Source organism: Methanospirillum sp., assembly GCF_028679455.1.
Classification (GTDB): domain Archaea; phylum Halobacteriota; class Methanomicrobia; order Methanomicrobiales; family Methanospirillaceae; genus Methanospirillum.
In genome coordinates this window covers 1-3763 of the sequence record NZ_JAJRBM010000287.1, presented here as the reverse complement: position 1 = coordinate 3763, position 3763 = coordinate 1, and the positions used below count along the sequence as shown (strand labels likewise).

Below are 3763 nucleotides of genomic sequence, written 5' to 3'. Positions count from 1 at the left end.
TGCTCATTACTTACCTGAATATTCATCCTCTTGTCTTCCCTGGTGGAGCAGTCTACCCGATGGTTGAAGCAGGGCCTTTTATCAGGAGCAGCCTTCTCCTGTACCTGGTCTCTCTGATATCCGGATTTGTTCCTTCGTACCAGACGAGTAAAGAACCGATCCTTGATGCCATCAGGGGTGCGGTATGATTCAGGTTCAACATATCTCCCGGACCTACCTGATGGGAATGGTTGAAGTTCAAGCACTCCAGGAGGTATCATTTACGATTGCACCAGGGGAGTTCGTCGGAATAACCGGTGCGAGTGGGAGCGGGAAATCGACGCTGCTCCATATCATCGGATTGCTTGATTCACCATCATCTGGAAGCCTGATCATCAATGGTGAAGATATAAACTCACTGAATGAAGATCAGAAGACAGAGTTTCGGTTGCAGAACCTTGGGTACATCTTTCAGGATTATGCCCTTGTTCCTGAACTCTCGGTTCAGGAGAATGTCTATCTTCCCGCAAAAGCGAGAGGAATGGGAAGAGACGAGTATCTTCAGAAGAGTGCAGAGATACTCACCCGGGTCGGTCTTGGTCACCGGATCTTCCATAGACCCTTTGAACTTTCAGGTGGGGAACAGCAGCGTGTCGCGATTGCACGTGCTCTCATTAATACTCCGATGATTTTGTTTGCAGATGAACCCTGTGCAAATCTCGATTCGAAGACATCCCGGATTATTCTGGAACTCTTAAAGCAACTCAATGAAGCGTACGGGCAGACGATCATCATGGTCACCCATGAAGAGTGGCATGAAGAGTATATGTGCCGGATGATTGTCCTTGCAGATGGGGCAGTGTCTGATCAGCGTGAATGCCATAGAAACCTGACCAATCACACCTGAATACGATCACGAGCGACGTCAGGTGGCCAGGGATGCCAGTGATCAGGATCTCATTGAATTTACTGCAGAATACCAGACTCTGGGTGAGACACAACGCAAATGAGGGAGAACAACATGCTATTCAATCGGTAACCCGGTATGACTGACTCGGAACCCGGATCTCAAATCTTGCTCCCTCTCCCGGCTTTCCATTCTCTACTATCGTAATCCCGGTCAGAGACAGGATATCCCTGACAAGAAACATTCCAAGTCCGGTATTCTTCCCAAATCCCCTCTCAAAGATCTTCTCCTTCTCCGCCTCCTCAATCCCGACACCATCATCTTCCCATACCACCATCAGATCATCTCCGTCTCTTTGAGCGGTAACTCGTATTATTGAGACAGATCCCCCATACCTTATCGAATTATCAAGCAGGTTATAGAACACTTTTTCGAGCATCGGATCAGCTAAAATGAAGTAACCCTTGAGATCAGTATGGAGTTTGATCTGGTTAGGAAATTGAATCTGATCAAGTACTTCATTCAGATTATGCCATTTTGGCTGGGTAGAACCGAGATCATCATAACACCTGGTGAACTCGATAAGCGATTTGATTGTCCTGGTGGCACTCTCAGTTTTTTTCAGATACCCCGATGCTTCAGGATCGCAGATATAATCTTCTAAAAGAACCAGATAACTTATAATAACCGAGATCTTATTCAGGATATCATGCCGGGTGATCCCTGAAAGCAGGTTAAGCTGGCGGTTTGCTATCCTGAGTGCCTCTTCTGCCTGTCTTCTTTTATTGATATCGCGGGTCACGCCAACCATTCCAACAAAATTTTGGTTGTTGTCATAGAGCATGGTCATAAATATCTCAGTCCAGACTTTAGACCCGTCTTTTCGTTTGAATTCGAGATTAAGTTCCAGGTTTTGGGGCAATTGTACCCCGTTCTCTATCGACTCTACCCACAGTCGTTTGTAACGTTGCAATTCCTGGCATGATTCAGGTGTCAGATAATCATAGATCGACGATTCAAGAGCCTCCTTTTGGGTGAGACCCAGAAACGTTCTGACTGAGGGGGAGAGATACGTAAAGTTCATCGTTTCATCAATAGTCCAGATAATATCATGGACGTTATCAGCAAGTAACCGATATCGCTCCTCGCTCTCCCTGAGGGCTGCCTCCAATTTTTTCCCCAGGGTTATGTCCCGTATTGAGACTTGTACTCCATCTACAACTCCCTCATGGATCATTGGCACGGCGCTGAGACTCGCGATAATGAGGGTATTGTCTTTTTTACAAACCCGAATCTCCACATTTTCGACCAACTCACCTCTCATGGTCTTCTGGACTGCATTGAAAAGAACCGGGCCACTCGATGAGAAGATGGTTGAAGAGGCAAACTCCGGGGGTTTTCCAACCATTTCATCAGGTTCGTATCCGACAATTATCCGGGCAGAGGGTGAGACATAGGTGGGACTCATCTCCTTGTTGAGAATAATAATCAGATCTGAAGATCGTTCAGCCATCTCTCTGAACCGTTCCTCACTCTTCATGAGTGCCTCTTCAACAACCTTCTCATCAGTGATGTCATGGGAGATAGATCCAAACTGATACCCACGATCGGTTTTTTTGGAAAAGATCCTCTGGCGGGTAATAATCTTCGATCCGTCCGGACGTGTGGCATGAATGATCTCTGGTCCCGGAAAAACCGGAGTTCCGGTCTTGAGTGATGATTGTATTGCTTGTTTTATGTTATTTCGATACTCTGCATTCTTATGGTGAAGCGGTGCCATCCTGAAGATGAGATCCCACATATACATTCCAAGGGCCTCTTCTTTTGAAATCCCGGATATTAGTTCAGAACTTTGATTCCATTCAATGATCCTCCCCTCTTCATCAATCATGGAGATCGCTTCTTCAGTATTATCGATGAGGGATCGAAGCCTGAATTCACTATCCTGGAGAGCCTCTTTGCTGGTGAGGAGCTCGCGATACGAGCTCTGCAAAGACTCTTCAGATGCTGCTAATTCTTCATATGCTGAATGTATCTCATCATCAGCACGTTTACGTGCGGTGATATCCCTGAAAAACCAGACCCTTCCTAAGTATGTTCCATCAGGATCCAGCATGGGAGATGAGTACCGCTCAATCACACTTCCATTCCGAAGTACGATCTCTTCATAACTTCTCTCATTCAGGTTTTCATACAGAGATATTACCCTTGACAGGAAATTTTCAGGATCTGCAGATTGCATAGAGACAAACCTGAGAACCGGCTCATCTTCTCCTGCTAATAAAAGATCCTCCGGAATTTCCCATAATATCTTGAAATTTTTATTATATCCCAGGATTGATCCTTCAGAATCAACAATGAGGATTGCATCGGGAGATGCTTCCTGTTGGGTTTTTAAAATGATATTTTTAAAAGCAATCTCTTCTTCGTCCCGTTTGAGACGGGTAATATCCTTACCAGACACCTGATATTCAGCAGCGATACCATGTTCATCAAATAACGCCCGTACAGTCCAGAGCTGCCAATGTTTCTCTCCGTCTATTCCGGTGAACTCCCGTTCCATCTCCCGAACCGGTTCATCTCTTGACAATGAACGAAGGAAGGCATCAACAACCGGATAGTTCTGGATCTGCATAAGATCACGGATATTTTTCCCTTCAATATCTTTCAGGCTCAGCATCGCAGCAAAATTCTCACGGTATGCTTCGTTGGTGAACGTTATGGTACCATCGTGAGTAAAACGGGCAATATAATCAGTCTGATCATGGATGATCGAGCGGTACCGCTGTTCACTGTTAAAAAGTTCACGTTCAGTCTTTTTCAGGGAGGTGATATCGCGGATTGTTTCAATCGCTCCGGTAACCTCCCCTTCCTGGT

At 45.7% G+C, this 3763-nt stretch carries 2 protein-coding genes and 1 pseudogene; 2 read left to right on the top strand and 1 reads right to left on the bottom strand.

Going from position 1 to position 3763, the window contains the following annotated elements; all coding sequences use genetic code 11:
* A pseudogene (locus LUQ50_RS09705) lies at window positions 1-188 on the top strand (ABC transporter permease); the annotation flags it as partial.
* Window positions 185-886, top strand: coding sequence for an ABC transporter ATP-binding protein (locus tag LUQ50_RS09700; RefSeq protein ID WP_300039605.1), 702 nt, complete (start codon window positions 185-187; stop codon window positions 884-886). The pseudogene LUQ50_RS09705 and the gene LUQ50_RS09700, both read left to right, overlap by 4 nt.
* Window positions 887-1007: 121 nt before the next feature.
* Here LUQ50_RS09700 and LUQ50_RS09695 read toward each other — a convergent pair.
* Window positions 1008-3763: PAS domain S-box protein (locus tag LUQ50_RS09695; RefSeq protein WP_300039603.1), on the bottom strand; the 2756-nt coding region annotated here is incomplete at its 5' end.

Bases quoted from the DNA above. Each gene is read 5' to 3' on its own strand.
- LUQ50_RS09700 (WP_300039605.1), top strand. From the start codon at position 185: ATGATTCAGGTTCAACATATCTCCCGGACCTACCTGATGGGAATGGTT.